Annotated in this window: 26 protein-coding genes and 1 riboswitch; of the genes, 9 read left to right on the forward strand and 17 right to left on the reverse strand. The window is 72.6% G+C overall.

The genetic code is table 11. The features are described from left to right. Positions 1 to 87 precede the first annotated feature (87 nt). Positions 88 to 1431 carry a UDP-glucose dehydrogenase family protein gene (locus tag SXIM_RS09055; protein WP_046723569.1) on the reverse strand — a complete coding sequence of 448 codons (1344 nt, stop codon included), beginning with the start codon at positions 1429 to 1431 and terminating at the stop codon, positions 88 to 90. Positions 1432 to 1535: 104 nt separating this feature from the next. Here SXIM_RS09055 and SXIM_RS09060 point away from each other — a divergent pair, with 104 nt between their 5' ends. Further along, positions 1536 to 2696, forward strand: coding sequence for an acyl-CoA dehydrogenase family protein (locus SXIM_RS09060; RefSeq protein ID WP_030735650.1), 1161 nt, complete (start codon positions 1536 to 1538; stop codon positions 2694 to 2696). Between the two features lie 291 nt (positions 2697 to 2987). Further along, positions 2988 to 3143, forward strand: coding sequence for a hypothetical protein (locus tag SXIM_RS09065; RefSeq protein WP_234306940.1), 156 nt, complete (start codon positions 2988 to 2990; stop codon positions 3141 to 3143). Here the strand turns inward: SXIM_RS09065 and SXIM_RS09070 are convergent. Together SXIM_RS09070 and SXIM_RS09075 are read right to left on the reverse strand one after the other, a co-directional pair. Beyond that, entirely contained in the window at positions 3130 to 3651 is a 522-nt protein-coding gene (locus SXIM_RS09070) for a pyridoxamine 5'-phosphate oxidase family protein (RefSeq protein WP_030735667.1), read from the reverse strand. The genes SXIM_RS09065 and SXIM_RS09070 overlap by 14 nt on opposite strands. Before the next feature lie 241 nt (positions 3652 to 3892). Next, positions 3893 to 4657 carry a TetR/AcrR family transcriptional regulator gene (locus SXIM_RS09075; protein WP_046723570.1) on the reverse strand — a complete coding sequence of 255 codons (765 nt, stop codon included), beginning with the start codon at positions 4655 to 4657 and terminating at the stop codon, positions 3893 to 3895. Positions 4658 to 4765: 108 nt separating this feature from the next. Here SXIM_RS09075 and SXIM_RS09080 point away from each other — a divergent pair, with 108 nt between their 5' ends. After that, the gene (locus tag SXIM_RS09080) at positions 4766 to 5728 is read left to right on the forward strand and encodes a daunorubicin resistance protein DrrA family ABC transporter ATP-binding protein (protein ID WP_030735672.1); all 963 of its coding nucleotides are present in this window, start codon (positions 4766 to 4768) and stop codon (positions 5726 to 5728) included. Then, complete coding sequence (locus tag SXIM_RS09085; RefSeq protein ID WP_030735674.1) at positions 5725 to 6525, forward strand: ABC transporter permease; 801 nt, start codon at positions 5725 to 5727, stop codon at positions 6523 to 6525. The genes SXIM_RS09080 and SXIM_RS09085 overlap by 4 nt, the downstream gene beginning before the upstream one ends. 94 nt (positions 6526 to 6619) lie before the next feature. Here the strand turns inward: SXIM_RS09085 and SXIM_RS09095 are convergent, their stop codons facing one another. From SXIM_RS09095 to SXIM_RS09110, 4 genes are all read right to left on the reverse strand, one after another. After that, complete coding sequence (locus tag SXIM_RS09095) at positions 6620 to 7402, reverse strand: M23 family metallopeptidase (protein ID WP_030735676.1); 783 nt, start codon at positions 7400 to 7402, stop codon at positions 6620 to 6622. A 4-nt stretch (positions 7403 to 7406) separates the two neighbouring features. Continuing rightward, positions 7407 to 7578, reverse strand: a riboswitch (cyclic di-AMP (ydaO/yuaA leader). Between the two features lie 303 nt (positions 7579 to 7881). Next, positions 7882 to 9090 (reverse strand): dipeptidase, encoded by a 1209-nt coding sequence (locus SXIM_RS09100; RefSeq protein WP_030735679.1) that lies wholly within the window; start codon positions 9088 to 9090, stop codon positions 7882 to 7884. 5 nt (positions 9091 to 9095) lie between these two features. Then, complete coding sequence (purE, locus tag SXIM_RS09105; RefSeq protein WP_030735682.1) at positions 9096 to 9635, reverse strand: 5-(carboxyamino)imidazole ribonucleotide mutase; 540 nt, start codon at positions 9633 to 9635, stop codon at positions 9096 to 9098. Further along, entirely contained in the window at positions 9632 to 10780 is a 1149-nt protein-coding gene (locus SXIM_RS09110) for a 5-(carboxyamino)imidazole ribonucleotide synthase (RefSeq protein ID WP_078635709.1), read from the reverse strand. Before SXIM_RS09110 ends, purE begins: the two co-directional genes overlap by 4 nt. A 291-nt stretch (positions 10781 to 11071) precedes the next feature. On the opposite strand from SXIM_RS09110, the gene SXIM_RS09115 reads away from it, so the two are divergent. Next, a complete protein-coding gene (locus tag SXIM_RS09115; protein ID WP_046723573.1) occupies positions 11072 to 11542 on the forward strand; it encodes a GtrA family protein in 471 nt (156 codons plus the stop codon). On the opposite strand, the gene SXIM_RS09120 is transcribed toward SXIM_RS09115, so the two are convergent. The 4 genes from SXIM_RS09120 to SXIM_RS09135 form a co-directional block, all read right to left on the reverse strand. Further along, a complete protein-coding gene (locus tag SXIM_RS09120) occupies positions 11518 to 12777 on the reverse strand; it encodes an ATP-binding protein (RefSeq protein WP_030735691.1) in 1260 nt (419 codons plus the stop codon). The genes SXIM_RS09115 and SXIM_RS09120 overlap by 25 nt on opposite strands. A gap of 10 nt (positions 12778 to 12787) precedes the next feature. After that, complete coding sequence (locus SXIM_RS09125) at positions 12788 to 13465, reverse strand: response regulator transcription factor (RefSeq protein ID WP_030735694.1); 678 nt, start codon at positions 13463 to 13465, stop codon at positions 12788 to 12790. A 68-nt stretch (positions 13466 to 13533) separates the two neighbouring features. Further along, entirely contained in the window at positions 13534 to 14073 is a 540-nt protein-coding gene (locus tag SXIM_RS09130; RefSeq protein WP_046723574.1) for an ATP-binding protein, read from the reverse strand. A 243-nt stretch (positions 14074 to 14316) separates the two neighbouring features. Further along, positions 14317 to 14697 carry an STAS domain-containing protein gene (locus SXIM_RS09135; protein ID WP_030735702.1) on the reverse strand — a complete coding sequence of 127 codons (381 nt, stop codon included), beginning with the start codon at positions 14695 to 14697 and terminating at the stop codon, positions 14317 to 14319. 300 nt (positions 14698 to 14997) lie between these two features. Here SXIM_RS09135 and SXIM_RS09140 point away from each other — a divergent pair, with 300 nt between their 5' ends. Then, positions 14998 to 15858 carry an RNA polymerase sigma factor SigF gene (locus SXIM_RS09140; RefSeq protein WP_234390310.1) on the forward strand — a complete coding sequence of 287 codons (861 nt, stop codon included), beginning with the start codon at positions 14998 to 15000 and terminating at the stop codon, positions 15856 to 15858. An 82-nt stretch (positions 15859 to 15940) separates the two neighbouring features. Next, positions 15941 to 16615, forward strand: coding sequence for an MOSC domain-containing protein (locus SXIM_RS09145; RefSeq protein ID WP_030735706.1), 675 nt, complete (start codon positions 15941 to 15943; stop codon positions 16613 to 16615). Here SXIM_RS09145 and SXIM_RS09150 read toward each other — a convergent pair. The 5 genes from SXIM_RS09150 to hutU form a co-directional block, all read right to left on the reverse strand. Continuing rightward, on the reverse strand, positions 16612 to 17907 hold the full coding sequence (locus SXIM_RS09150; protein ID WP_053116144.1) for an MFS transporter: 1296 nt from the start codon (positions 17905 to 17907) through the stop codon (positions 16612 to 16614). The genes SXIM_RS09145 and SXIM_RS09150 overlap by 4 nt on opposite strands. A gap of 61 nt (positions 17908 to 17968) precedes the next feature. After that, positions 17969 to 19138 carry an imidazolonepropionase gene (gene hutI, locus SXIM_RS09155; protein ID WP_046723576.1) on the reverse strand — a complete coding sequence of 390 codons (1170 nt, stop codon included), beginning with the start codon at positions 19136 to 19138 and terminating at the stop codon, positions 17969 to 17971. An 11-nt stretch (positions 19139 to 19149) separates the two neighbouring features. Beyond that, the gene (locus tag SXIM_RS09160) at positions 19150 to 20502 is read right to left on the reverse strand and encodes a formimidoylglutamate deiminase (protein ID WP_030735712.1); all 1353 of its coding nucleotides are present in this window, start codon (positions 20500 to 20502) and stop codon (positions 19150 to 19152) included. Beyond that, positions 20493 to 21680: an allantoate amidohydrolase gene (locus SXIM_RS09165; protein WP_107073979.1), complete on the reverse strand. Its 1188-nt coding sequence runs from the start codon at positions 21678 to 21680 to the stop codon at positions 20493 to 20495. Before SXIM_RS09165 ends, SXIM_RS09160 begins: the two co-directional genes overlap by 10 nt. Before the next feature lie 20 nt (positions 21681 to 21700). Then, complete coding sequence (hutU, locus tag SXIM_RS09170; RefSeq protein ID WP_046723579.1) at positions 21701 to 23362, reverse strand: urocanate hydratase; 1662 nt, start codon at positions 23360 to 23362, stop codon at positions 21701 to 21703. Between the two features lie 109 nt (positions 23363 to 23471). On the opposite strand from hutU, the gene SXIM_RS09175 reads away from it, so the two are divergent. Next, the gene (locus SXIM_RS09175) at positions 23472 to 24818 is read left to right on the forward strand and encodes a type III PLP-dependent enzyme domain-containing protein (RefSeq protein ID WP_046723581.1); all 1347 of its coding nucleotides are present in this window, start codon (positions 23472 to 23474) and stop codon (positions 24816 to 24818) included. A 57-nt stretch (positions 24819 to 24875) separates the two neighbouring features. Here the strand turns inward: SXIM_RS09175 and SXIM_RS09180 are convergent, their stop codons facing one another. Next, on the reverse strand, positions 24876 to 25736 hold the full coding sequence (locus SXIM_RS09180; protein ID WP_046725546.1) for a MurR/RpiR family transcriptional regulator: 861 nt from the start codon (positions 25734 to 25736) through the stop codon (positions 24876 to 24878). 102 nt (positions 25737 to 25838) lie between these two features. Between SXIM_RS09180 and SXIM_RS09185 the strand changes: the two genes are divergently transcribed. Further along, positions 25839 to 26249 (forward strand): hypothetical protein, encoded by a 411-nt coding sequence (locus tag SXIM_RS09185; RefSeq protein ID WP_043178245.1) that lies wholly within the window; start codon positions 25839 to 25841, stop codon positions 26247 to 26249. The last annotated feature ends 118 nt before the right edge of the window (positions 26250 to 26367 follow it).

The following is a 26367-nucleotide window of genomic DNA, read 5'->3' on the forward strand; positions in this document are numbered from 1 at the left end:
CACAAGCCGCCGGGGGCGGACGGAACGGAAAGAGGGGCGGGACGGCCGGTCGGCCGTCCCGCCCCTCTCCTGTCCTCGCCCCTCAGCTCACGCGGTGGGGCGGCCCATCGCCCGGTACGTCCAGCCGGCCTTGCGCCACACCGCCGGGTCCAGGGTGTTGCGCCCGTCCAGGATGCGGCGCTCGGTGACCACCTCGCTCAGCGCGGCCGGGTCCAGCTCGCCGAACTCGCGCCACTCCGTCAGGTGCAGCACGGCGTCCGCGCCCCGGGCCGCGGTCAGCGCGGTGTCCGCGTAGCGCAGGGTGGGGAAGACGGCGCGGGCGTTCTCGGTGCCCTTGGGGTCGTACACCGTCACCTGGGCGCCCTGGAGGTGGAGCTGGCCCGCGACGTTGAGCGCCGGGGAGTCCCGTACGTCGTCGGAGTCCGGCTTGAAGGTGGCGCCGAGGATGGCGATCCGCCGGCCGAGCACCGAGCCGCCCAGGGCCTCCTGGGTCAGCTCGATCATGTGGGCGCGGCGCCGCATGTTGATGGAGTCGACCTCGCGCAGGAAGGTGAGCGCCTGGTCCACGCCGAGCTCACCGGCCCGGGCCATGAAGGCGCGGATGTCCTTGGGCAGGCAGCCGCCGCCGAAGCCGATGCCGGCCCGCAGGAACTTGTGGCCGATCCGGTCGTCGTACCCGAGCGCCTCGGCCAGCCGCACCACGTCGCCGTCGGCCGCCTCGCAGATCTCGGCCATCGCGTTGATGAAGGAGATCTTGGTGGACAGGAAGGCGTTGGCCGCCGTCTTGACCAGCTCGGCCGTGGGCAGGTCGGTGGCCAGGAACGGGGAGCCCTCGGCGATCGGGGTCGCGTACACCTGGCGCAGCAGCGTCTCGGCGCGCTCTCCGGTGACGCCGGCGACGATCCGGTCGGGGTGCAGCGTGTCCTGGACCGCGTAGCCCTCGCGCAGGAACTCGGGGTTCCAGGCCAGGTCGATGTCGGCCGCCGCCGGGGCGAGTGAGGAGATGAGCGCGGCGAGCCGGGCGGCGGAGCCGACCGGGACGGTGGACTTGCCGACCACCAGCGCCGGGCGGTTCAGATGCGGGGCGAGCGAGGTGACGGCCGCGTCCACGTAGCTCATGTCGCAGGCGTACTCGCCCGCCTTCTGCGGGGTGGTGACGCAGATGAAGTGCACATCGCCGAACTCCCCGGCCTCCGGGTAGGAGGTGGTGAAGCGCAGCCGCCCCGTCGAGCCCTCGATGCCGGCCACATGACGGCGCAGCAGCTCTTCGAGGCCCGGCTCGTACATCGGGGCACGGCCTGCTCTGAGCAGGTCGATCTTCTCCTCGGCGATGTCGAGGCCCAGCACCTCGAAGCCCAGTTCGGCCATGGCGGCGGCATGGGTCGCGCCGAGATAGCCGGTGCCGATGACGGTGATCTTGAGCGGGGGCATGAAGCGAGCATAGTCCCCGTCTGGCGAGGGGAGGGTCCCAGGATCTAGGGTTAAGTTACTTAACAGTCATTAGCATGGTGGCGCGTCACACAGGAGTGAGAGCGGTGGCAGGAGCAGCGGACTTCGATCTCTACCGGCCGGCCGAGGAGCACGAACTGCTCCGGGAATCCGTCCGCGCCCTCGCCGAGGCGAAGATCGCCCCGCACGCGGCGGAGGTGGACGAGCAGGGCCGCTTCCCGCAGGAGGCGCTGGACGCCCTGGTGGCCAGTGATCTGCACGCGGTGCACGTGCCCGAGAGCTACGGGGGCGGTGGCGCGGACGCCCTGGCCACGGTGATCGTGATCGAGGAGGTGGCGCGGGTGTGCGCCTCCTCCTCCCTCATCCCGGCGGTCAACAAGCTGGGTTCGATGCCGGTGCTGCTCTCGGGCTCGGAGGAGCTGAAGGCGCGCTACCTGGCGCCGCTGGCGCGGGGCGAGGCGATGTTCTCGTACGCGCTGTCGGAGCCGGACGCGGGCTCGGACGCCGGCGGCATGCGCACCCGGGCGGTGCGGGACGGCGACACCTACGTCCTCAACGGTGTGAAGCGCTGGATCACCAACGCCGGGGTCTCCGAGTACTACACGGTGATGGCGGTCACCGACGCGGACAAGCGCACCCGGGGCGGGATCTCGGCATTCGTGGTGGAGAAGGGCGACGAGGGCGTGTCCTTCGGCGCCCCGGAGAAGAAGCTCGGCATCAAGGGCTCGCCGACCCGCGAGGTCTACCTGGACAACGTCCGCATCCCGGCCGACCGGCTGATCGGCGAGGAGGGCACCGGCTTCGCCACCGCGATGCGGACCCTGGACCACACCCGGATCACCATCGCGGCGCAAGCGCTGGGTATCGCGCAGGGCGCGCTGGACTACGCCAAGGGGTACGTCGCCGAGCGCAAGCAGTTCGGGCGTCCGGTCGGTGACTTCCAGGGCGTGCAGTTCATGCTGGCCGACATGGCGATGAAGCTGGAGGCGGCCCGCCAGCTGACGTACGCGGCGGCGGCCCGCTCGGAGCGCGGCGACTCGGACCTGACGTTCTTCGGCGCGGCGGCGAAGTGCTACGCCTCGGACGCGGCGATGGAGATCACCACGGACGCGGTGCAGTTGCTGGGCGGCTACGGCTACACCCGGGACTACCCGGTGGAGCGGATGATGCGGGACGCCAAGATCACCCAGATCTACGAGGGCACCAACCAGATCCAGCGCATCGTGATGGCGCGCAACCTGCCCTGAACGGGGTCTGAGGACCATCGGTGTCACATCGTGCGCCAGGGTTCTCCGGACCGGTTGGGGCGCCTTCCAGGACGCGGCCCGCGGCCGGGGCGACCTCGGTGTCCCTAACCCAACGAGCCCGAACCTCCGCCATCCGCCACCTTGTCCTCCGGGCCCCGGCACCCGCTCTGCGGAGTTGCTTCCGTGGGTTCGGGGCCACCTCGCGACCTTGCCGTTCCTGGTTCCCCGGGCCGGCAAGACGCCGAGCGGCCCCCTGCTCGAACGCAGCGAAGCCGGGTGGAGAACTCGGGGGTGGGCAGCCTCGGGTCGCTGCTGTACCGGCGGGCGCCGGGCGAGGCCGTCGCCACGGCGCCGGCGGTACGCGGCGGCGCGCCGTCGACCGGCCCCGCACCCACGTACGCGCAGGTGCAGGCCCTCGTCGACGGGCCCGGTGTCACGTGCCGGTGAGCTTGCCGAGGTCGGGGGCGTAGACGGTCATCCAGTGCGGGTTCAGCCGGTAGTAGACGGCCTCGCGGTTCCAGTCGAAGGCGTCGTCGTCGCCGTAGAAGTCCTTCAAGTAGGCGAGGAGTTCCTGCCAGTCGGCCGTGGTCTCGGCGTCCTCGGGGTTCAGCTCCTCCACCGTGCCGTGGGTGAACACGCCGAGGTCCTCGCCGCGCATGTGCGCGACGCTGGCAGCCGGACGGGCCGCGAGATGACGGGCCTTGGCGGCGTTGCGCGCCGTGCCGAAGTGCCACCGGCCGTGCAGGAAGTGCCCGTCGGCGCCGCTGATCCGCGGTTCGCCCTTTGCGGTCACCGTGGAGAGGGCGAGCGTGCACATGCCGGTGATGACCCCGGTGAGCTGCGCCGCCGTGATGGTGCGGCCCTCGACGATCGAGCGGAGGTGTGCGGTCGAGCCGGAGAGGGAGGAGTCGAGGAGGGACTGGAGCTTGTCGAGTTCTTCTGGGGTCTCGCGCATACGTCCATCGTCGGCCGTAAACCCGACACCCTCTGTCGTCATTGGTGAAGCAGCGGTGAGGTTGCTCCGCGCGGGTCGGGGCCGCCCCGTACTTCGCGGCCGGCGGAACCTGGAGCCGATACGCCCCCGGAGACCACACACGGTGACAAGGCACCTGTCAGCACCGAGGAACACGCGACACCTCACCATGCGGCCCTACCGGTCTCAGACCCCTTGAACGGGCCGGGGGAACGGCGGGCGGTCAGGGCGCGGAGCCCTGGGCGGCCCGCCGTTTTTCCATGAGGGCCTCGACCCCGTCCAGGATGAAGTCGAGGCCGTAGAAGAACTCCTCCTCCGGCGTGGTGCGGTCATCCGCGAAGACGCCGGCCTCCACGATCGCGCTGAGCGCCGGGTAGCGCCCCTCCTCCACCACCCTGGCCAGCACCTGGTGGTACGCGGCGCCCCATTCGGTGTAGGTCAGGCCGGTGGAGGGAGCCGCGCGGCGGACCACCTCGGCCTGGCGCGCCTCGGTCAGCGCGTAGCCGGAGATCACGCTGAGTACGCCCATCCGGTCCTCGGGGGTGAGCGGGGTGGGCTCCATGGCGGACAGGCCCGCTTCCATCCAGGCGACGTTGTTGGGCCCCATGGGCGGGGTGCCGATGGGGACGTCGAGCAGCCAGGGCCGAGCCATGAGCACCTGGTACTGGGCGTGCGAGAAGGCCCGGACCCGGGCGCGCCACTCGGTGGGCCAGTCGGTGGTCTCCGGCCGCCCGGTCGCCTGTTCGAACATCAGGTCGACGAGGTCGTCCTTGCCGGGGATGTACCGGTACAGCGACATGGTGGTGACACCCAGGCGCTTGGCGACCTTGCCCATGGTCACCCCGGCCATGCCCTCCGCGTCGGCGAGCTCCACCGCGGTGTCCACGATCTGATCCACCGTCAGTGAGCCGCGTGGTCCGCGGCTGCCCGGCCGCTGTCTCCGCCACAGCAGGTCGGCCGTGTGCTCGGGGTCGCGCCGCGCCGCCATGCCGTTCTCCTCCGCTCCCGTTCACGATTGACGCCATCTTAAAACTGTGTATCTTGTAAACGGTAGTGTACTTGATACACAGTTTCGGGGACGGGAAAGGCACCACCCATGGCAGAACACGCCATCGTGGCCGAGGGGCTGCGCAAGCGGTACGGGGGCACCTACGCCCTCAACGGATTCGATCTCACCGTCGAGACGGGCACCCTGCACGGTGTGCTCGGCCCCAACGGCGCCGGCAAGACCACCGCCGTGCGGGCGCTGGCCACCCTGCTGCGGTACGACGCGGGCCGGGCCACCGTCTGCGGCCTGGACGTGGCGCGCGAGCCGCAGCGGGTGCGCGGCGTCATCGGGCTCACCGGCCAGTACGCCGCCGTGGACGAAACGCTCAGCGGCCGGCAGAACCTGGTGATGTTCGGGCGGCTGCACCGGATGTCCAAGGCGGCGGCCGGACGGCGCGCCGACGAACTGCTGGAGCGGTTCGGCCTCACCGGTGCCGCCGCCAAATCGGCCGGACAGTACTCCGGCGGCATGCGGCGCCGGCTGGACCTGGCCGCCAGCATCATCCGCACCCCCCGGGTGCTGTTCCTGGACGAGCCCACCACCGGACTCGACCCGCGCAGCCGCAACGAGGTGTGGGACGCGGTGCGCGACCTGCTCGCCGCGGGCACCACCGTGCTGCTGACCACGCAGTACCTGGAGGAGGCCGACCAGCTCGCCGACCGCATCTCGGTGGTCGACGCGGGCCGGGTCATCGCCGAGGGCACCGCCGACGAGCTGAAGGCCCGTATCGGGGGCGACCGGGTGGAGATCGTCACCCGGCGGGCCGGGGACCTGGTGAGGGTGGCCGCCCTGCTGGAGCGGATAGCGGGCGCGCCCGCCACCACCGACCCGGACACCCGGCGGGTGGGCGTCCCGGTCACCGACCGGGTGGCGGCGCTGACCGAGGTCGTACGGGGTCTGCACGACGCCGGACTGACGGTGGAGGACATCGGCACCCGGCGGCCGACCCTCGACGAGGCGTTCCTGCACCTCACGGCGGGCCGTACGGGGAAGACGGAGGTGACGGCATGAGGAAGCTCCGTCCGGCGGCGGCCGACAGCTGGGTGATGACGGGCCGCAACATGGCGCACGTGGTGCGCTCGCCCGAAGAGATCGGCATCTACTTCACGCTGCCGATCATGTTCGTGCTGGTCTTCGGCTACGTCTTCGGCAGCGGCATGCAGCTGCCGGACGGCGGCAACTACCGGGAGTTCCTGCTGCCGGGCGTGTTCGCGATGACCATGCTGTACGGGATGGGGGCCACCGCCACCTCGGTCGCGCACGACGCCCAGCGCGGGGTGGTGGACCGGTTCCGTTCGCTGCCGATCGCTCGCTCGGCGCTGCTGACCGGGCGCAGCGTCGCCGATCTGTTCCGGGCGCTGCTGGAGATGACCGTCCTGGTGGTCTGCGGGCTGCTGGTGGGCTGGACCTGGCACCGCGGCATCGGGTACGCGCTGCTGGCGGTGGCGCTGGTGCTGGCGCTGCGGATCGCGATGACCTGGGTCGGGATCTTCGTGGGGCTGCTGGTGCCCAACCCGGACACGGTCGGCGTCATCGTCTTCCCGCTGGCCTTCCCGCTGACCGCGGTCTCCAACGTGTTCGTGGCGCCCGAGCTGATGCCGGGCTGGCTCGGCACGATCTCGGCGTGGAACCCGCTGTCGGCGACGGTGGCGGCGATCCGGGAGCTGTTCGGCAACCCGGGTCCGCACACGGCGGGCGCCAGTTGGCCGACGGAGCACGCGCTGGCGCTCGCCGTCGCGTGGCCGGTGCTCCTGGTCGCGGTGTTCGCGCCGCTGGCGGTGCGCCGCTACCAGAACCTCAGCCGCTGAGCCGGGGCCCGGGCCGGCAGGAGAACGCCCGCCCCGCCGTCCACGGGGGGCGGCGGGGCGGGCGGGGCCGGTGCGGGCGGCCGTCGGGGAGGCGTCAGAGAGTGACGCCCTGGGCCCGCAGGAAGGCCAGCGGATCGATGTCCGAGCCGTAGTCGGCGCCGGTCCTGATCTCGAAGTGCAGGTGCGGCCCGGTGCTGTTGCCGGTGCTGCCGACGCCGCCGATCTGGTCACCGGCGGACACCGACTGGCCGGCGCTCACCGAGAGCGAGGACAGGTGGGCGTACTGGCTGTAGTGGCCGTCCGCGTGCTTGATGACGACCTGGTTGCCGTAGCTGCCGCCGTCGCCGGCCGAGATGACCTCGCCGTCGCCCACGGCCAGCACCGGGGTGCCGGTGGCGGCCGGGAAGTCGATACCGGTGTGGTAGCCGCTGGCCCACATGGAGCCGGCCACCTTGTAGCCGGTCGCCAGGGCGCCGTCGGCGATCGGGGAGACCCAGCCGCCGGTCGCCGGGGCGGGCTCCGCCGCGGGGGTCTCCACCTCGGCGGTGGCCGTCTTGGTGCCCGCGTAGGTGGACAGCTCCAGCTTCAGGCCGGGCTTGATGAGACCGGCGTCGGCGCCGATGGCGGCCTTGTTGTCGGCGTACAGACCCTTCCAGCCGCCCTCCAGGCCCAGGTCGCGGGCGATCTTGCTGAGGGTGTCACCGGCCTTGACCGTGTACGTGGCGGTGACGGCCGGCTGGTCGGCGGCGTGTGCGGCACCGGCGGTGGCCAGCGGCACGGCGATGCCGGCGCCGCCTATGGCCAGCAGCACGGAGGCACGGGTGAGGCGGGTGAAGCGATGGGCGCGCGAGGCGCGGTGACGACCGCGTCCGGACATACGGGGCTCCTCTCATCGCCTGCGAGGTGAGCTGTCGGGTTCGGGCCGAGAAGGAGCCCGGCCACTGCCGTCGGACGAGCCGCGCGGCGGTGGCTTCACCCCGAGCCGGTCCGTGCTGCGTACGGGCCGGCGGGAAGTGGTTCCCCCGCTCCTGTCATGGGGAAGGACTGCGTTTCCGTGGCCGGTGACAGGATTGGGCGTCCGGTCGCGGATCGTCGCGGGTGCGACGCGGGAGCACCGTAATCCCGTTAATTCGGACAAGACAACAAGCGGCGGCGGGCGCGGGCTTGATCACGCAACGGAAACGGGAATGATCACCTTCGGGCGATCATTCCCGTTCCGCGCCAACTTCAGGTGTGAATGTCCGACTTGCCGACCTTGCGGAGCGGCGCCCCGCGCCTCGCCGGAACCCCTTCAGGGGCAGAAAGTGAGGTCAGTCACCACGCACTCCCCAAGAGGCGCTATCCCACCCAATGTTCTCAATGTCCGGAATCGGCGGCGGGGCCGTCCAACTGCTCGATGGTGGCGTTCGAGGGACCGCGCCGGGCGCCGGGACCGGCGGCCACCGTCTCCGCGTCACGCAGCACCCGGACCGCGTTCTGCCAGGTCAGCTTGGCCAGATCGGCGTCCGACCAGCCGCGCCGCAGCAGCTCCGCGATGAGGTTGGGGTAGCCCGCCACCGAGTCAAGACCCTGGGGCAGGAACGCCGTGCCGTCGAAGTCACCGCCGATACCGAGGTGATCGACGCCCGCCACCTCGCGCATGTGGTCCAGGTGATCGGCCACCGTCGCCGGGGTTGCCACCGGACGCGGGTGAGCCTCCTCGAAGGCCCGCTGGACGCGCATGCCGGCTTCCGTGGTGTCCAGGTGGTGCAGCCCGTGCGCCCGCATGTTCTCGTCCGCGCGGCGCGTCCACTCCACCGCGGCCGGCAGCACGAACTTCGGCACGAAGGTCGCCATCGCCACCCCGCCGTTGCCCGGCAGCGCGGCCAGCACGTCATCGGGGATGTTGCGCGGGTGGTCGCACACGGCGCGCGCCGAGGAGTGCGAGAAGATCACCGGCGCCTCGCTGACCCGCAGCGCGTCGCGCATGGTGTCGGCGGAGACGTGGGAGAGATCGACGAGCATGCCGATCCGGTTCATCTCGCGCACGACCTCCTCGCCGAACGCGCTGAGGCCGCCGTGCCGGGGCTCGTCGGTCGCCGAGTCCGCCCAGTCGATGGTGTCGTTGTGGGTGAGCGTCATGTAGCGCACGCCCAGCGCGTACAGGGCGCGCAGCGTGGCCAGCGAGTTGTTGATGGAGTGCCCGCCCTCGGCGCCCATCAGGGAGGCGATCCGGCCCTCGGCGCGTGCCTTCTCCATCTCGTCCGCCGAGGCCGCCGGGGCGAGTTCGCCGGGGTGGCGGGCGAGCAGCTGCCGTACGACGTCGATCTGCTCCAGGGTGGAGCTGACCGCCGCGTCGCCGGCGTAGTCGGAGCGGGTGTACACCGACCAGAACTGCGCGCCGACCCCGCCCGCCCGCAGCCGCGGCAGGTCGGTGTGCAGGTGGGCGCTCTGGTCGGTGGCGATGTCGCGCCGGTCCAGGTCGTAGCGGACCTGCTCGCGCAGCGCCCACGGCAGATCGTTGTGGCCGTCCACCACGGGGTGCTCGGCGAGCAGCGCGCGGGCCCGCCCCAGGTGTGCGCTCAGGTCGCTCACCGGGGGGCCTCCCCGTCCTTGCCCAGCGAGGCCCGCAGCTTGCGGCCCTTCTCGGTGGCCTGCGCGTTGAGCACGGTCTGGAAGTCCCGCATCCGGTCGCGCAGCTTCGGGTCGTGCGCGGCGAGGATGCGTACCGCCAGCAGTCCGGCGTTGCGGGCGCCGCCCACCGAGACGGTGGCGACCGGCACCCCGGCCGGCATCTGCACGATGGACAGCAGCGAGTCCATGCCGTCCAGGTGCTTGAGCGGCACCGGGACGCCGATGACGGGCAGCGGGGTGAGGGCGGCGAGCATGCCGGGCAGGTGGGCGGCGCCGCCGGCGCCGGCGATGATGGTCTTCAGCCCGCGCTCGGCGGCCCGTTCGCCGTAGGTGACCATCTCGCGCGGCATGCGGTGCGCGGAGACCACGTCGGCCTCGTAGGGCACCTCGAACTCGTCGAGGGCCTGGGCGGCGGCCTGCATCACCGGCCAGTCGGAGTCGGAGCCCATGACCAGGCCGACCACGGGGGGTGCGGCCGGCGCGTTACGGATGCTCATTCGTCGATCGTTCCCCGCAGGTAGTCGGCGGCGTGCCGGGCGCGTTCGCGGACCTCGGACAGGTCGTCGCCGTAGGTGGTGACATGGCCGACCTTGCGGCCGGGCTTCACGTCCTTGCCGTACATATGGATCTTCAGCCCGGGGTCGCGTGCCATGCAGTGCAGATACGCCGGGTACATGTCGGGGTAGTCGCCGCCCAGGACGTTGACCATGACGGTCCACGGGGCGCGCGGGCGTGGGTCGCCCAGCGGGAGGTCGAGGACGGCCCGCAGGTGGTTGGCGAACTGGGAGGTGACGGCGCCGTCCTGGGTCCAGTGACCGGAGTTGTGCGGGCGCATCGCCAGCTCGTTGACCAGCACCCGGCCGTCGGTGGTCTCGAACAGCTCGACGGCGAGGTGGCCGGTGACGTTCAGCTCGGCGGCGATCCGCAGGGCCAGCTGCTGAGCGGCGGCGCCCAGCTCGTCGGGCAGGCCGGGGGCGGGCGCGATGACGGTGTCGCACACGCCGCGCACCTGGACGGACTCCACGACGGGGTACGCCACGGCCTGGCCGTGCGGGGAGCGGACCACGTTGGCGGCCAGCTCGCGCGTGTAGTCGACCTTCTCCTCGGCGAGCACCGGCACGCCGGCCAGGAACGGCTGGGCGATGGCCGCGTCCTCGGCGGAGTCCACCACCCATACGCCCTTGCCGTCGTAGCCGCCGCGCACGGTCTTCAGGACGACGGGGAAGCCCCCGGCCTCCTCGGCGGCGAACCGCGCCACATCGGCCGGGTCGGCGACGATCCGGTGCCGGGGGCAGGGGATGCCGAGCTCGGTCAGGCGTGCCCGCATGACGCCCTTGTCCTGGGCGTGCACCAGGGCGTCGGGGCCGGGGCGCACGGGGATGCCGTCCGCCTCCAGTGCGCGCAGATGTTCGGTCGGGACGTGCTCGTGATCGAAGGTGATCACATCGCAGCCCTGTGCGAAGGCACGCAGGGTGTCGAGATCGCGGTAGTCGCCGATGACGACCTCCCCCACGACCTTGGCCGCCGAGTCCTGCGGCGTATCGCTGAGAACCTTGAAATTGATGCCGAGCGGGATGCCCGCTTCGTGGGTCATCCGGGCGAGCTGCCCGCCACCCACCATGCCGACTACCGGAAATGTCACGGTCCCCAGGGTATCGGCCGGGTGCGGGGCTGCTGTGAGCGGCGGTGGGGAAGGAGCCGGGAGACGTCCGGGAGCCCGTACGGAACCGGCCGGGCCCGTGCTCGCGTCGGCTCCGGGTACGGCCCGCCCGTGGCCGGGAGTGCTCCGCCCGCGGTCTCCCGGCGGCCTCCGCGCGGTGGGTCCGGTCGTTCACCGGGCGCCCTGCCGGGGGAGCTGGGTAGCATGATCGCAGGCTTATGTGATGTTCTGTACGACTTTGGTGTGACGCCGACGTGACACGGAAGGGGTCCGATGCGCCGCAGGCTCCCGCTGCCTCCCCCGCTTGCCCGCGAGGCGGCGAAGTTCGGCACGGTCGGCGCCTTCGGCTTCCTCGTCAACGTCGTGGTCTTCAACCTCTGCGCCCAGGCGCTGGGGGTCGAGCCGCTGCTGTCCGGGCTGCTGGCCACCTGCGCCGCCATCACGGCGAACTACTTCGGCAACCGGCACTGGACCTACCGTGACCGCGACAAGGGCAGGCAGCGCCGCGAGGCCGGGCTGTTCGTGCTGTTCTCGTGCGCCGGCCTGCTGCTGGAGAACGCGGCGCTCGCCATCTCGCACTACGGCCTCGGCTTCACCTCGGTGCTCGCGGACAACCTCGCCAAGAACGTGATCGGGCTGGGCATCGCGTCCGCGTTCCGCTTCTGGTCCTACCGCACCTGGGTCTTCACGGAGCGCGCGCCCCGCGACGACCACCCCGCTCACTCCCCCGCCGACGCCGTCTGATCGGCCTCCCGGCTCAGGAACAGCGCGAACACCGGGGGACGCTGCTGGAGCAGCTCCAGACGCCCGCCGTCCGCCTCCGCGAGGTCACGGGCCACCGCGAGCCCCAGCCCGGTGGAGTTGCGGCCGGACACCGTCCGCTCGAAGACCCGCGCGCCCAGCTCCACCGGCACCCCGCGGCCCTCGTCCGTGACCTCGACGACCACCTGGTTGCCGGTGGTGCGGGTGCGCAGCGCCACCGTGCCCGCGCCGTGCATGAGTGAGTTCTCGATCAGGGTGGCCAGTACCTGCGCCACCGCCCCGGGGGTGCCCACCGCGCGCAGCCCCGCCTTGCCCGAGTGCACCAGGGCCCGTCCCGTGCCCCGGTAGGCGGGCTTCCACTCCTCCAGCTGCTGGAGGACGACCTCGTCGATGTCGAAGCCGACCGCCGAGCTGGAACGGGCGTCGCGCGAGTTCGTCAGCAGCCGCTGCACCACATCCGTGAGCCGCTCCACCTGGGTGAGCGCGATCGCCGCCTCCTCCTGCACCGTGTCGCGGTCGTCGGCGGTGGCGATGATCTCCTCCAGGCGCATGGACAGCGCGGTCAGCGGCGTGCGCAGCTGGTGGGAGGCGTCGGCGGCCAGCCGGCGCTCGGCGGTGAGCATCCGGGCGATCCGCTCGGCGCTGCCGTCCAGCACATCCGCCACCCGGTCCAGCTCGGCGACCCCGTAGCGGCGGTGGCGCGGGCGCGGATCGCCCGAGCCCAGGCGCTCGGCGGTCTCGGCGAGGTCGGTGAGCGGGGCGGAGACCCGGGCGGCCTGCCGTACGGCCAGCAGCGCGGCGGCGGCGACGGCCCCCAGCGACACCACCAGGATGATCATCAGAATGCGGGTGATCTCGTCGTCGACGACGCTGCGCGGCTGCTGGACGGTGACGGTCTCGCCGTTTACCCCGCGTTCGGTGGCGGTCAGAGCGTTCGCGCCGGCCGGGACACCCAGCGAGATGGGCGGGTGCTCCGGCTGCTCGATGAGCACATGGCGGTCCTCCGGCACGAAGGACGCCATCTTCGCCGCGGTGACCTGCTCGCCCGCCGCGATCCGGCTCTCCACGACCGCGACCAGCCGGGCCGCCTCCGACTGGAGCCGGTCGCGGGCGGTGGACTCGATGGAGCGGGCCTCGACGAAGAACAGCGAGACGCCGAAGACCGCGATGACGACCAGGACGACGGCGAGGGTGGAATTGATCAGACGGCGGCGCACGGGGCGGTGATCAACTCTTCTCGAAGCGGAAGCCGACGCCCCGTACGGTGGCGATGTAGCGCGGGTTGGCGGCGTCGTCGCCGAGCTTCTTGCGCAGCCAGGAGATGTGCATGTCGAGCGTCTTGGTGGAGGACCACCAGGTGGTGTCCCACACCTCGCGCATGAGTTGCTCGCGGGTGACCACCCGCCCGGCGTCCCGTACCAGGACCCGCAGCAGGTCGAACTCCTTGGCGGTCAGATGCAGCTCGTTCTCGCCCATCCAGGCCCGGTGCGACTCCACGTCGATGCGGATGCCGTGCACGGCGGGGGCGACGGCGGGCTCGGTGGTGCCGCGCCGCAGCAGGGCCCGGACCCGGGCCAGCAGCTCGGCCAGCCGGAAGGGCTTGGTGACGTAGTCATCGGCACCGGCGTCCAGACCGACGACGGTGTCCACCTCGTCCGCGCGGGCGGTCAGCACCAGGACCGGCAGGCCCAGGCCCTCGGTACGCAGCCGCCGGCACACCTCCAGACCGTCCATGCCCGGCAGGCCGAGGTCGAGCACGACCAGGTCCACGTCGCCGCGCAGCCCGGCACGCAGCGCGCCGGGGCCGTCCTCGCGCACCTCCACCTCGTAGCCCTCGCGGCGCAGGGCGCGGGCCAGCGGCTCTGAGATGGATGCGTCGTCCTCGGCGAGCAAAACTCGGGTCATGGGGCCGATGGTAGACGGCCCGGACCGCTCGTCCCGGTGGGAGACGGCAGGTCGTGCCCCGGGGGCACTCATGGGGCGGTGGGTGCCGCCAGTTCGGCCCAGACCGTTTTGCCGGGGGCGCCGGAGCCGTCCTGCGGGCCGGCCTCACGGGCCACGCCCCAGTCCAGGCACAGGCGCTGCACGATGAACATGCCGTGGCCGCCGGGGCGCCCGGCGCGGCGGGCGAGGTCGGGGGCGGGCATTCCGCTGCCGCGGTCGGAGACCTCCACGCGCAGCACCTTGGGGCCGCATCCCAGGCGCAGCTCGTCGGGGCCGTTCGCGTGCAGGCAGGCGTTGGTCACCAGCTCGGAGACGACCAGCAGGGCGTCCTCGGCGGCGGCCCTGGCCTCGTCGGTGGCGGCCGGCAGCCATCCCCAGTCGTGCAGGGCGGCGCGGGCGAACTCACGGGAGCGCGAGACCGCGCCGGAGGTACCGACCAGGCGCAGCCGACGGATCTGGCGCACCGCCTCGGCCCCGTCGGGCCGAGCCGCGCCTCCGGGGCCGGCGGCCTCCAACGCCGCGTCGTCCCCACCGTGCTCTCCCGCCGGATACGGATGGGTCGTACTCACTGCACGCCTCCCTCGCCGTATCACCACGTGCCGCCGCACCTGAGCCGCACCGACCTATCGCTCTGATAGGTCGCCCTGACCTGCCGACCGGTTCCCGGGCCGGCCGCCGGCTCCATCCCGGTCCGGCGTGCCTGGGCTCCTGCCCGGAAGAGCGAGGAGAACACCCGCCCGATCCGGGGAATAGTGTGACCCGGCCGACCCCCTCCCGTACAGCGGGGCCGACCTGCGCAAACAGGGGAAGGATCAGCTGCTGGGGAGCGCCGCGAGAGCGTCGTCCAGGCTCGGGTGCACGGAGAAGACCGCACCCGCTCCGGTGATCTCGAAGACCCGGGCCACCATGGGCCGCATCGCGGCGAGGTGGACTCCGCCACCGGCGGCCTCGGCGTCCACGCGGGTGGACAGGAGCACATTGAGTCCGGTGGAGTCGCAGAACTCCAGCCCCGAGCAGTCGATAACGATTCGGGAACATCCGCCGGCGACGCAATCGTCGAGTGACTCACGCAACATTCCGGCGGAATGGTGATCGAGTTCCCCGGCTGGCGAGACAACCGCTCCGGCGTCGATACGCCGCACATCGACCGTCAACTGGCGCCGGTTTCCGCTGCCCGGCATCGCGCGGTCCATGCAGCCCCCTTCAATTGGAATGGGCTTCCTGGCTAGCACCGAACCTTAGCCCGTTGCGCCGTGGCTCAACACCCGAACAGGACAGACATAGCAATCAATTCAGACATAGCAGACTTGCTATTCCCGGCGGAAGACGGGTAGGGCTAGTAAGGCAACAGCAGACCACGCCGGCTTTGGAGGCGCCGCACTTCGCAGTGCACGTCATGGCTTCGGCAGCCATATGCCGAGAGACTACGGAGGACACACATGTCACCCGCCCCCCGGACAGAAGAACCGCAGAGCGTGACCGAGCAGCCCACGATGCACGAGATCGCCGGGGCCGCCGCCCCGTCGGCGCCCGAGAGCATTCACGAGCTGCTGCCCGAGATCCCCGAGGACCAGCGATTCGACGAGATCGCCCCGATGGACGCGCGTGCGCTGTCCAAGAGCCTGTTCGTCAGGCTGCGGAATCTCGAAGAGGGCACCCACGAGTACGCGTATGTCCGCAACACCCTGGTTGAGCTGAATCTGGCGCTGGTGAAGTTCGCCGCCTCGCGATTCCGCTCCCGCAGTGAGCCGATGGAGGACATCGTCCAGGTCGGCACCATTGGACTTATCAAGGCGATCGACCGGTTCGAGGCCGATCGCGGGGTGGAATTCCCCACCTTCGCGATGCCCACGATCATCGGGGAGATCAAGCGTTTCTTCCGCGACACCTCCTGGTCGGTACGGGTGCCGCGACGACTCCAGGAACTGCGCCTGGACCTGGCCAAGGCCGGCGACGAACTCGCGCAGCAGCTGGACCGCTCCCCGACCGTGGCCGAGCTCGCCGAGCGGCTCAACCTCAGCCACGACGAGATCGTGGAGGGCATGGCCGCCTCCAACGCGTACACCGCCAGTTCGCTGGACGCGCAGCCCGAGGAGGACGACGCGGAGGGCGCGCTGGCCGACCGGATCGGCTACGAGGACCACGGCCTGGAGGGCATCGAATACGTCGAGTCCCTCAAGCCGCTCATCGCCGAACTGTCGCCGCGCGACCGCAAGATCCTCTCCCTGCGGTTCGTGGCCAACATGACGCAGTCGGAGATCGGGGAAGAGCTGGGCATCTCCCAGATGCACGTCTCGCGGCTGCTCGCGAGAACGCTGCGCAAGCTGCGACAAGGTCTGATGGTCGAGGACTGACCGCGCGACCGCCGTCCGGGGCAGGAACTCCGTGGCGGCGTTACCGGACACATGGGCCCGGCCGGGCCGTAGGGTGGCAGCCATGGAGCTGCTGTCCGTCAACATCGGCCGGGCCCGCGTCGTTTCGTACACCGACACGGCGGGCGGGTACACCGGCATCGACAAACGCCCCGTGGCCGGTCCCGTCGCGGTGGCCTCCCCCGGCCCGGGTGGTGAGGGCGGCAGCGGGCTGGCCGGCGACACGGTGAGCGACCCGCGCAACCACGGCGGGGCCGACCAGGCGGTGTACGCCTTCGCCCGCGAGGACCTGGACCGCTGGGAGACCGTGCTGGGGCGCGAGCTGGCGCCCGGGGTCTTCGGCGAGAACCTCACGACGCTCGGCGTCGACGTCAACGGCGCCCTCATCGGGGAGCGGTGGCAGATCGGCGACGAGGTCGTCCTGGAGGCCACCGCACCGCGCATCCCGTGCCGCACGTTCGCCGAATGGCTGGGCGAGCACGGCTGGGTCAAGCGCTTCACCCAGGACGCGGCGCCCGGCGCCTACTTCCGGGTCCTGCGGCCCGGCACGGTACGGGCCGGCGATCCCGTACGGGTGCTGCACCGGCCCGACCACGAGGTGACGGTGGCGTTCCTCTTCCGCGCCAGGACGACGGCCCCCGAGCTGCGCCCGCGGGTCATCGCGGCGGGCGAGGCCCTGTCGCGGGAGGAGCACACCCGCGCGGTGAAGTGGGCGGCGGCGGCCGCGAAGGCGCGCTAACCCGGCAGCGTGCGGGGCGTGAAGTGCCGCCGTACGTAGACCATGACGCCGAGGATGACGACGACGGCCAGCACGAACGGCGTCCGCAGCCCCGCCTCCCGCCCGATCAGGTGCTCCACCACACTGACCAGCCCGCCGCTGAGCGCCATCCCCAGCGGCATCGCCCCCCAGCCCAGCAGCCGGTACACGCTGTTGACCCGGCCCAGCAGGTGATCGGGGATGAGGCTCTGCCGCAGCGAGACGGTGATCACGTTCCACAGCACCGCGCCGAAGCCGGTGATCGACACGGCCGCGCCCACCAGGTGGGCGCTGGAGGACAGGGCCCCCACCCCGTAGGCCACCACCTCGATCATCAGCAGCAGCATCAGTGAACGGGCCCGCCCCATCCGCCTGCTGACCCGGTACGCCAGCAATCCGCCCAGCAGGCCGCCGGCCCCGGTGACGGCGGTGAGCAGCGCGAACCCGAGCGCGCCGACACCCAGCACCTCACGGGCGTACAGGACGTAGATCGCCATGACGGCGGCGCTGGTCATGTTCATCAGGGCGAGGGAGAGCGCGAGGGGGCGCAGCAGGGGGTGGGCCCACAACCAGCGCACGCCCTCGGCGATCTCGGCGCGCATCGAGCGGCGGGAGGCGCCACCGGCCGGGGCGGCGGGCGCGGCGGCCCGGTACGTACCGCGCAGGGTGAGCAGGAGGACGGCGGCGAGGGCGGCGGCCCCCGCGCCGAAGGCGAAGGGGAGGGCGAGGGAGACGCCGAGCAGCAGGCCGCCGAGCGGGCGGCCCACGAAGTCGTCGGTGACGATCTGGGTGCTCATCAGCCGGCCGTTGGCCGTTTCCAGTCCGTCCCTGCCGACGACGGCGGGCAGGATGACCTGCGCGGTGTTGTCGACCATCACCTCGGCGAAACCCAGGGCGAGCGCGCACGCGTAGAGCACCGGCAGCGAGTGGGCGTCGAGGGCGACGAGCACCGCCAGCACGCAGATGACGAGCGCGCGGGCGGCGTTCATGGTGACCATGACCCACCGCCGGTCGAGGCGGTCGGCGAGCACTCCGGCGGGCAGCGAGAACAGCAGCCACGGCAGCCGCAGGGCGACGCCCATGGCGGCGATCGCGAAGGCGTCACCGGTGAGGGTGGTGGCCAGCCAGGGGAAGGCGATCATGGTGATGCCGTCGCCCAGGTTGGAGGCGGTGGAGGCCGCCCACAGGCGCGGGAAGCCGCGGCCGGGCGGGGTGGGCCGGCCGTCCGCCGAGGGGTCCCGCGCGGGGGCGGGCGTACTGAGGCTGTCGGTCACCGGCCCACCCTGGCACGGGGGTTGTGGCGGTGGCCATGGGGAAGTCGCCCTGCCCGGGGCCTTACGGGACGCGGGCGCCGTTCTGCCAGACCGCCTCGATCAGCGGGACGCCGGGGCGGTACGCGAGATGCACCGGGGAGGGCGCCGCGAGCAGGGCGAGATCGGCGCGGGCGCCCGGGGTGAGGTGGCCGATGTCGTCGCGGGCCAGGGCTGCGGCGCCGCCGGCCGTGGCGGACCACAGGGCCTCCTCGGGGGTCATGCCCATCTCGCGGACGGCCACGGCGATACAGAAGGGCATGGAGGAGGTGTAGGAGGAACCCGGGTTGCAGTCGGTGGCCAGCGCGACGGTGACGCCCGCGGTGATAAGGCGGCGGGCGTCGGGGTACGGGGCGCGGGTGGAGAACTCGCAGCCGGGGAGCAGGGTGGCGACGGTGTCGCCGTCGGCGAGCGCGGTGACGTCCGCGTCGGTGAGGTGGGTGCAGTGGTCGGCCGAGACGGCGCCGGCCTCGACGGCGAGTTGGACGCCGGGGCCCGGACCGAGCTGGTTGGCGTGCACCCGGGGGGCCAGGCCCCTGGCGCGGCCGGCGGCCAGGATGGTGCGGGCGGCGTCCGCGCCGAACGCGCCGCGCTCGCAGAAGACATCGATCCAGCGGGCGTACGGGGCGCAGGCGTCGAGCATCGGGCCGGTGACGAGGGCGACGTAGGCGTCCGGGTCCTCGGCGTACTCGGGTGCGGTGATGTGCGCGCCGAGATAGGTGGTCTCGGGGGTGTGGGCGCGGGCGACGCGCAGGGCGCGGGCCTCGTCCTCGGTGGTGAGGCCGTAGCCGGACTTGGTCTCCACGGTGGTGGTGCCCTGGCGCCGCATCTCGGTGAGGTGGGCGGCCAGGTTGGCGTCGAGCTGCTGGTCGCTCGCGCGGCGGGTGGCGGTGACGGTGGAGCGGATGCCGCCGGCGGTGTAGGGGCGGCCGGACATGCGGGCGGTGAATTCCTCGGTGCGGTCGCCGGCGAACAGCAGGTGTGAGTGGGAGTCGACGAAGCCCGGGATGACGGCCCGGCCGGCCGCGTCGTGGTGACTGTCAGTGGTGGGTGTTTCACTGGTCGTACCGATCCAGGCGATGCGGTCGCCGTCGATGACGACGGCCGCGTCGTGGAGTTGTCCGAGCGGGCCGTGGCCCAGGGAGGGGTTGTTGGTGATGAGCGTGCCGATGCGGGTGATTGCCGTGCTGGCCATCGTCGTCGTCCTCAGCGGGGGTGGTTCAGGGCGCGGATGGTACGGGCCAGGGTGCCGGCCGTGTCGTGGACGGTCTGGTGCACGCCGTCGCGCACGATGTGCCGGCCGCCGACCACGGTGTGCCGGACATCGGCGGCGGTGGCGGCGTAGATCACCGCTTCGGTGGCGAGTCCGGGGGCGGGGCCCGCCGTACGGACGGTGTCCAGCGCCACGGTGGTGAAGTCGGCGAGCGAGCCGGGTTCCAGGCGGCCGGCGTCGGGCCAGCCGAGCGCCGCGTGGCCCTCCTCGGAGGCGGTGCGCAGCAGTTGGGCGGCGGTCCAGTGGCCGCGGGCGCGGGTGCGCAGCCGTTCGTTGAGTTCCAGGGCGCGGGCCTCTTCGAGAAGGTCGATGACGGCGTGGCTGTCGCTGCCCAGGCTCAGCGGGCTGCCGGCGCGTTCGAGGGCGGCGGCGGGGCCGATGCCGTCGGCGAGGTCGCGTTCGGTGGTGGGGCACACGCACACGCCGGTGCCGGTGGCGCCGAGCAGGGTGATGTCGTCGTCGGTGAGGTGAGTGGCGTGCACGGCGGTGGTGCCGGGGCCCAGGATGCCGTGGTCGGCGAGCAGCCGGGTGGGGGTGCGGGCGTGGGCGCGGTGGCAGGCGTCGTTCTCGGCGGGCTGCTCGGACAGATGGAGGTGCAGGGGGGCGCCGCGTTCGCGCGCCCAGTCGGCGACGGTGGCGAAGGCGGTGGCCGGTACGGCGCGTACCGAGTGGATGGCGGCGCCGATCCGGGCGTGGCCGGTGTCGGTCAGGGCCGCGGCGCGGGTCGCCCAGGCGTCGGCGGTGCCGTCGCTGAAGCGGCGTTGCTGCGGGGTGGGCGGGGTGCCGAATCCGGAGGTGAGATAGCAGGTGTCGAGGAGGGTGAGGCGGATGCCGGCCTCGCCGGCGGCGGCGATCAGGGCCTCGCCCATGGCGTTGGGGTTCTGGTACGGGGTGCCGCCGGGGGCGTGGTGCACGTAGTGGAACTCACCGACGCAGGTGATGCCGGCCAGCGCCATCTCGGCGTAGACGGCGCGGGCGAGTTCGTGGGCGGATTCGGGGGTGAGCTGGGAGGCGACCAGGTACATGGCCTCGCGCCAGGTCCAGAAGGTGCCGCCGCCGATCTGGGTGGTGCCGCGCAGCGCGCGGTGGAAGAAGTGGCTGTGGGCGTTGGCCAGTCCGGGGACGGTGAGACCGCCGAGCGGGACGGCGCCGACGGGCGGCTCGGGGACGCCGGTGCGGACGGCGGTGATCCGGCCGTCCGCACCGGTGGAGATGACCGTGCCGGCCTCGACCGTGCCGTTGAGCCAGGCATGGGCGGCCCAGTACGTCTGTGCGCTCAGCGACACACCAGTTCCTCCAGTACCTCGGCGAGGGCGGTGACGCCGGCCTCGCAGTCGTCCTCGGTTGCGTGCTCGGTGGGTGCGTGGGAGATGCCGGTGGGGTTGCGCACGTAGAGCATGGCCGTGGGCACGGTGGCGGACAGGATCCCGGCGTCGTGCCCGGCGCCGGTCGGCAGCAGCGGCGCGCCGCCGAGCCGCTCGGTGAGCAGGGCGGCCAGCCGGTCGCGCAGCGCGGTGTCGAACTCGACGAGGCCGGTGCGGGATTCCTCGGTGACGGTGACGCCGACCCCGTCGCGGTCGCCGCGTTCGGCGGCGGCCCGCTCGATCTCGGCGACCATGGCGTCCAGCGTGGGCCGGTCGGCGGCGCGGGCGTCCAGCCAGCCGCGTACCAGGGAGGGGATGGCGTTGACGCCGTTGGGTTCGACGGCGACCTTGCCGAAGGTGGCGAGCGCCCCGGCCAGCCGGGCCTTCTTTCGGGCGCCGAGCACGGTGGTGGCGTAGGTCAGCATCGGGTCGCGGCGGTCTTCGAGGCGGGTGGTGCCCGCGTGGTTGGCGGCGCCGTGGAAGTCGAACCGCCAGCGGCCGTGCGGCCAGATCGCGGAGGCGACGCCGACGGGGTGCGGGGTGTGGTCCAGGGCCCGGCCCTGTTCGATGTGCAGTTCGACGAACGCGCCGATGCGGGCGAGCCGTTCGGGGTCGGCGCCGATGGCGTCCGGGTCCTGCCCGGCGCGTTCCATGGCCTGCGGCAGGGTGATGCCGTGGGCGTCGCGCAGGGTGTGGGCGCGTTCCGGGGTGAGGGTGCCGGTGGCCAGCCGGGAGCCGACGCAGGCGACGCCGAACCTGGCGCCCTCCTCGTCGGTGAAGTTGACGATGCCCAGCGGCCGTCCGCCGGTCGGCACCCGGTCCACGGCGGCGAACGCGGACACCACCCCGAGCGGCCCGTCGAAGGCGCCGCCGTCGGGCACCGAGTCCAGGTGGGAGCCGGTGACCACGGCGTCCCCCGCGGCGGGGTCGCCGCGCCAGGCCCACTGGTTGCCGTTGCGGTCCACCTCGTAGCGCAGTCCGCGTACCTGGGCCTGGTCGCGGAACCAGTCGCGGCAGTCGCCGTCGGCGCCGCCCCAGGCGTACCGCCGGTAGCCGCCGGTGCCGGAGTCGCGCCCGAGGGGCGCCAGGTCCCGCCACATGGCGGGGAAGCCGTCCGCCATCACGCCTCCCCCTCGCGCATGGGGACGCGGACGCCCCGCTCGGCGGCGACGGTCTCGGCGCTGTCGTAGCCGGCGTCGACGTGCCGGATGACGCCCATGCCCGGGTCGTTGGTCAGCACGCGCTGGATCTTCTCGCCGGCCAGCCGGGTGCCGTCCGCGACGGTGACCTGTCCGGCGTGCAGGGAACGGCCCATGCCGACGCCGCCGCCGTGGTGCAGGGAGACCCAGGAGGCGCCGGAGGCGACGTTGACCATGGCGTTGAGCAGCGGCCAGTCGGCGATGGCGTCGGAGCCGTCCCGCATGGCCTCGGTCTCGCGGTAGGGGGAGGCGACGGAGCCGCAGTCCAGGTGGTCGCGGCCGATGACGACCGGGGCGGCGAGTTCACCGGAGGCGACCATGTCGTTGAAGCGTTCGCCCGCCCGGTCGCGTTCGCCGTAGCCGAGCCAGCAGATCCGCGCGGGCAGGCCCTGGAAGCGGACGCGTTCGCCGGCCAGCTTGATCCAGCGGGCCAGCGACTCGTTCTCGGGGAAGAGGTCCAGGACGGCCCGGTCGGTGGCGGCGATGTCGTGCGGGTCCCCGCTCAGGGCCGCCCAGCGGAAGGGCCCCTTGCCCTCGCAGAACAGCGGCCGGATGTAGGCGGGGACGAAGCCGGGGAAGGCGAACGCCCGCTCGTACCCGGCCAGCTGGGCCTCGCCGCGGATCGAGTTCCCGTAGTCGAAGACCTCCGCGCCCGCGTCCTGGAAGCCGACCATCGCGGCGACGTGGCGGGCCATCGACTCACGGGCCCGCCGGGTGAAGCCGGCCGGGTCGCGTCGCGCCTCGTCCGCCATGTCCTCGAAGGCGGTGTCCACCGGCAGATAGGCCAGCGGGTCGTGGGCGCTGGTCTGGTCGGTGACGATGTCGATGGGCGCGCCCAGCTCCAGCAGCCGCGGTACGGCCTGCGCCGCGTTGCCCAGCACTCCGATGGACAGCGGGCGGCGTGCGTCGCGGGCCTCCTCCGCGCGCCGCACCGCGTCCTCCAGGGAGTCGGCGCGGACGTCCAGGTAGCCGTGTTCGATGCGCCGGGCGATGGCGCGCGGGTCGCAGTCCACGCAGATGACGACGCCGTCGTTCATGGTGACGGCCAGCGGCTGGGCGCCGCCCATGCCGCCCAGGCCGGCGGTGAGGGTGATGGTGCCGGCCAGGGTGCCGCCGAACCGCTTGGCGGCGACGGCGGCGAAGGTCTCGTAGGTGCCCTGGAGGATGCCCTGGGTGCCGATGTAGATCCACGAGCCGGCGGTCATCTGCCCGTACATGGTCAGGCCCAGTTGCTCCAGGCGGCGGAACTCCTCCCAGTTGGCCCAGTCGCCCACCAGGTTGGAGTTGGCCAGCAGCACCCGGGGCGCCCACTCGTGGGTGGTGAGCACGCCCACCGGGCGGCCGGACTGGACCAGCAGCGTCTCGTCGCCGCGCAGCGTGCGCAGGGTGCGGGTGAGGGCGTCGAAGGAGGCCCAGTCGCGGGCGGCCTTGCCGGTGCCGCCGTAGACCACCAGTTCGTCGGGGTGCTCGGCGACCTCGGGGTCGAGGTTGTTGTGCAGCATGCGCAGAGCGGCTTCCTGCTGCCACCCCCGGGCACTCAGCTCGCTGCCGCGCGGCGCGCGCACGGGTCGCGGTCCTGACATCGCCCCTGCCTCCCTGCTGAGGATAGATATTCAGACACCTATGGCGCTGAATAGTTTCAGTCAACAACCCTTCTGCCCATCGCGGCCCCGATCATGCTTATGTGGTCGTATGTCTGCTGTCCCTGCCGTTCCGCCTGCCGACCGCACAGAACGCCGGGATCTGGCCGTCGCCGCGGCCGTGACCCACGACCTCCTCGACGACCACAGCCCGCTCATCGGCCTCCTCGACCTCCAGGACATGCGGGACACCGTCTCCGCTCTCCATGCTGCCTTCGATGAGGTGACCGCGCCCGGTCAACACGTCCTGCACACCTTCGCCGTCAAGGCCGCCTCACTCGCCCCCGTACTGCGCCGGCTGGGCGGCCTGGGCATGGGTGCCGAGGTCGCCGGCCCCGGCGAGCTGGCCCTGGCCACCGCCGCCGGATTCCCCCCGGACCGCGTCGTGCTGGACTCCCCCGCCAAAACCCGCGCCGAACTGCGCGAAGCCCTCGCCCAGGGCATCGCCCTCAACGCCGACAACCCCCAGGAACTCGACCGGATCGCCGAACTGATCGACGCGGGCCCCGGCACCACCGGCGGCCACGGCCCGATCGGGCTGCGCGTCAACCCCCAGTTGGGCGGCGGCAGCATCGACGCCATGAGCACCGCCACCGCCACCTCCAAGTTCGGTGTCGCGCTCCGCGACGAGGGAGCCCGCGCCCGGGTGCTGCGCGCCTTCGCCGAACACCCCTGGCTCACCCGGCTGCACTGCCACGTCGGCTCCCAGGGCATCCCCCTGGAACGGATGGCCGCCGGGGTGCGCGCCACCCACGAACTGGCCGAGGAGATCAACACCGCCCTCGGCCGCCGGCAGGTCGATACCCTCGACATCGGCGGCGGCCTCCCCGTCAACTTCGACGGCGAGGAGACCGACCCCACCTTCGCCGCGTACGCCGCCCTGCTGCGCCGCGAGGTGCCGGGGCTCTTCGACGGGCGGTACGGCCTGGTCACCGAGTTCGGCCGGTCCCTGCTCGCCAAATCCGGGCTGATCCTCACCCGGGTGGAGTACACCAAGACCGCCGGCGGACGCCCCATCGCCGTCACCCACGCCGGGGCCCAGGTCGCCACCCGCACCGTGTTCGCCCCGGACGCCTGGCCGATCCGGGTGGCCGCGTACGACGCCAAGGGCCGCCCCAAGACCGGCGTCCCGCTGCGCCAGGACGTGGCCGGCCCGTGCTGCTTCGCGGGCGACCTGGTGGCCCGCGACCGCGCCCTGCCCCCGCTGGCCCCCGGCGACCTGACCGCGCTGCTGGACACCGGCGCCTACTACTTCTCCACCCCGTTCGCCTACAACTCGCTCCCCCGCCCCGCCGTCTACGGCTACGCGTACGAGCCGGACGGGACCCTCGCCTTCACCATGCTGCGCCGCGCCCAGACCCTGGCGGAGGTGGTCGCCGAATCCGGCGGCGACCTGTGACAGGACGATCCGTGGCAGGGCCGCGCCGGACCGTACCCGCCCGGCGCCCCGGCCCGTTCACTCCAGGAACAGCGCCCGCTCCGCCGCCCTCGCGTCGAAGGACTCCAGCCGGGCCGGCGCGTCCGGCAGCGCGTCGCACATCGCCTCCAGCAGCACCCGCCCCAGCAGCATCGGCGCGCACACCGTGTCGAACGCCAGCGTGGTGCTCACCGGGGCCGGCAGCAGCAGATCGTCCGGGTGCACCACCGGGGCGAAGGCGCTGTCGGCCACCGTCACCACCCGCAGCCCCGCCGCCCGCGCCAGCTCCAGCGCCCGCGCCGTCTCGCGCGGGTGGCGGGGCAGCGCGAAACACAGCAGCGCGCTCGCCCCGGCCGCCACCGCCGCGTCGATCCGGTCGGCCAGCATCGAGCCGCCCTCGTCCAGCAGCCGCACCTCCGGGTGCACCTTCGCGGCGAAGTACGCGAAGCCGCGCGCCTGAGCCGCCGCCGCCCGCAGCCCCAGCACCGGCAGCGGCCGGGAGGCGGCCAGCAGCCGGCCCGCTTCCGCCACCGGACCCGGATCGGCCAGCGACGCCGCCAGCTGCCGCAGATTCTCGATCTCGGACGCCACCGCCCGCTGATAGACATTCGCCCCGGGCCCCTCGGCTCCCCCGGGCTCCCCGCCGTCCTCCGCCACCGGCGCGCGCAGCGCCCGCCGCAGCGCCGGGTAGCCGTCGAAGCCCAGCGCCACCGCGAACCGCGTCACCGACGGCTGGCTCACCCCCGCCAGCCGCGCCAGCTCCACACTGGACAGATACGCCGCCTCCTGCGGCTGCCGCACCATGCAGTGCGCGATCCGCCGCTGGGCCGGGGTCAGCCGGTGCCCCTCGAACAGCGTCCGCAGCCGTGCGCCCGCCCGCGCGCTCGCCGTCTCACTCATCTGCATAAGTCTATGCAGCGCCCCGTCCCGGCGGCGCGGCCGCGGCGGAAGTGGGGTTAGCCCCAGTGCCCGGCGCACCGCCGCGCGCGTACGGTACCGCTCATGACCGACCCCGAGCTGGCCCATGATCTCGACGCGGCCGTACAAACACGCAAGGAACTCGGCGCGACCTACGAGTCCGAGCTGATCGAGTCCTTCCTGGAGAAGGTCGAGCAGCGCATCGACACCGCCGTGGACAAGCGGGTCCGCCGCCAGGTCGCCGAACAGCAGATGGTGGTGGCCAGGGGCGGGCGGCCCGAGGGGATACGGCGCCCCGGTTCCGCCCTGGAGGGCCCGGGCGGGGCGTTCGCGCTCGCCGTGGTCTCTCTGGTGCTGGCCGTCCCGCTGTCGGCCATCGCCGCCGCCAACCTGGGCCTGGCCGGACTCGTCGTCTGCTGGGGCGGCATCGTGGGCATCAACGCCTGCTTCACCATCGGCGGCTCCCTGCGCCGGCCGGACAACGGCGACGGCTGACCCACGGACGGGGCTCGGCCCGCGTGGTGCGGCGCACCGGGAGAAGGAGGAAGAGGTGGGCGGGGACCGCCGCACCCCGGTGAGATCACCAGGGGCGGGACGACGGCGGTCCCCGCGA

Origin of the sequence: Streptomyces xiamenensis (assembly GCF_000993785.3) — a bacterium.
Lineage (GTDB): Bacteria > Actinomycetota > Actinomycetes > Streptomycetales > Streptomycetaceae > Streptomyces > Streptomyces xiamenensis.

Excerpts from the sequence above, each read along its gene's own strand:
- SXIM_RS09135 (WP_030735702.1), bottom strand. The coding sequence starts at position 14,697 with ATGGACCGCGCGATGCCGGGCAGCGGAAACCGGCGCCAGTTGACGGTC.
- hutU (WP_046723579.1), bottom strand. The coding sequence starts at position 23,362 with ATGTCAGGACCGCGACCCGTGCGCGCGCCGCGCGGCAGCGAGCTGAGT.
- SXIM_RS09165 (WP_107073979.1), bottom strand. The coding sequence starts at position 21,680 with ATGTGGCGGGACCTGGCGCCCCTCGGGCGCGACTCCGGCACCGGCGGC.
- SXIM_RS09140 (WP_234390310.1), top strand. The coding sequence starts at position 14,998 with ATGCACGAGATCGCCGGGGCCGCCGCCCCGTCGGCGCCCGAGAGCATT.
- purE (WP_030735682.1), bottom strand. The coding sequence starts at position 9,635 with ATGAGCATCCGTAACGCGCCGGCCGCACCCCCCGTGGTCGGCCTGGTC.
- hutI (WP_046723576.1), bottom strand. The coding sequence starts at position 19,138 with ATGGCCAGCACGGCAATCACCCGCATCGGCACGCTCATCACCAACAAC.
- SXIM_RS09125 (WP_030735694.1), bottom strand. The coding sequence starts at position 13,465 with ATGACCCGAGTTTTGCTCGCCGAGGACGACGCATCCATCTCAGAGCCG.
- SXIM_RS09115 (WP_046723573.1), top strand. The coding sequence starts at position 11,072 with ATGCGCCGCAGGCTCCCGCTGCCTCCCCCGCTTGCCCGCGAGGCGGCG.
- SXIM_RS09075 (WP_046723570.1), bottom strand. The coding sequence starts at position 4,657 with ATGGCGGCGCGGCGCGACCCCGAGCACACGGCCGACCTGCTGTGGCGG.
- SXIM_RS09070 (WP_030735667.1), bottom strand. The coding sequence starts at position 3,651 with ATGCGCGAGACCCCAGAAGAACTCGACAAGCTCCAGTCCCTCCTCGAC.
- SXIM_RS09080 (WP_030735672.1), top strand. The coding sequence starts at position 4,766 with ATGGCAGAACACGCCATCGTGGCCGAGGGGCTGCGCAAGCGGTACGGG.
- SXIM_RS09055 (WP_046723569.1), bottom strand. The coding sequence starts at position 1,431 with ATGCCCCCGCTCAAGATCACCGTCATCGGCACCGGCTATCTCGGCGCG.
- SXIM_RS09185 (WP_043178245.1), top strand. The coding sequence starts at position 25,839 with ATGACCGACCCCGAGCTGGCCCATGATCTCGACGCGGCCGTACAAACA.
- SXIM_RS09095 (WP_030735676.1), bottom strand. The coding sequence starts at position 7,402 with ATGTCCGGACGCGGTCGTCACCGCGCCTCGCGCGCCCATCGCTTCACC.
- SXIM_RS09180 (WP_046725546.1), bottom strand. The coding sequence starts at position 25,736 with ATGAGTGAGACGGCGAGCGCGCGGGCGGGCGCACGGCTGCGGACGCTG.
- SXIM_RS09085 (WP_030735674.1), top strand. The coding sequence starts at position 5,725 with ATGAGGAAGCTCCGTCCGGCGGCGGCCGACAGCTGGGTGATGACGGGC.
- SXIM_RS09175 (WP_046723581.1), top strand. The coding sequence starts at position 23,472 with ATGTCTGCTGTCCCTGCCGTTCCGCCTGCCGACCGCACAGAACGCCGG.
- SXIM_RS09145 (WP_030735706.1), top strand. The coding sequence starts at position 15,941 with ATGGAGCTGCTGTCCGTCAACATCGGCCGGGCCCGCGTCGTTTCGTAC.